Raw genomic sequence first — 787 nt, 5'->3', positions numbered from 1 at the left:
TGGACGCCGAACGGTCATTTTAGGCGCATTAGCTGTCACCGTGCTCAACCCACATTTGTACTTAGATACCGTTGTTATCTTAGGCTCAATCGGTGGACAATTTGAAGGCCATGATCGAATCGCTTTCGCGTTAGGCACTATTATGGCGTCATTTGTTTGGTTCTATACCTTGTCGATGGGCGCCGCAAAACTCGGGCCTACGCTATCTAAACCGAAAGTAAAAAAAGGCATCGATATCGCCGTTGCACTGATGATGTTCACCATTGCTTATGTACTCGCGAGCGAGCTCATCACTAAATACTGGTAATCCAAACCAAAGGATATGAATGACATGGAGTCACTGGAAAACATCTATCGCATCAACAAAGAGCGATTGCATTCGCTCTCGATTCCATTTCGAGAATGGCAACACGAAGCCATTCTCGACTTCGACACCGACCTTAAAGTCGCGAAAGAACTCGGCTGGCAAGGCACACATAGCAAAAGCTTGTTTTTAACACTCAAAGGTGGCGGGTATGCCGTGTTCATTACTGATAAAGACTCTCGCCTTGATGCCAACACGATTAAAGCAATATTAGGCAAGCGACCTTCTATTGGCAGTGATGAACTCATGCAGGAATTACTTGGCTGCCTACCCGGTGCTGTTTGCCCGATAGGTTTACCACCAGAGGTTGCGATCGTGGTGGATACCAAGCTCTATCATCACGAAGAGTTGCTTTATACACCAGGGCTACCAGAGCGTACCTTCGGTATTGCAGGCATTCATTTAAAACCACTCTTACAGATA

2 protein-coding genes are annotated in these 787 nt (G+C 46.4%); both read left to right on the top strand.

The window, feature by feature from the left end:
• Positions 1-307, top strand: a 307-nt coding sequence (locus tag R7R24_RS26185; RefSeq protein WP_318120042.1) for a LysE/ArgO family amino acid transporter, incomplete at its 5' end; no start/stop codon positions are given.
• A 24-nt stretch (positions 308-331) separates the two neighbouring features.
• On the top strand, positions 332-787 hold a 456-nt coding region (locus R7R24_RS26180), incomplete at its 3' end, for a YbaK/EbsC family protein (RefSeq protein ID WP_318120040.1).

The organism is Vibrio sp. 704, from assembly GCF_033339295.1.
This window is presented reverse-complemented; position numbering and strand designations above follow the sequence as displayed.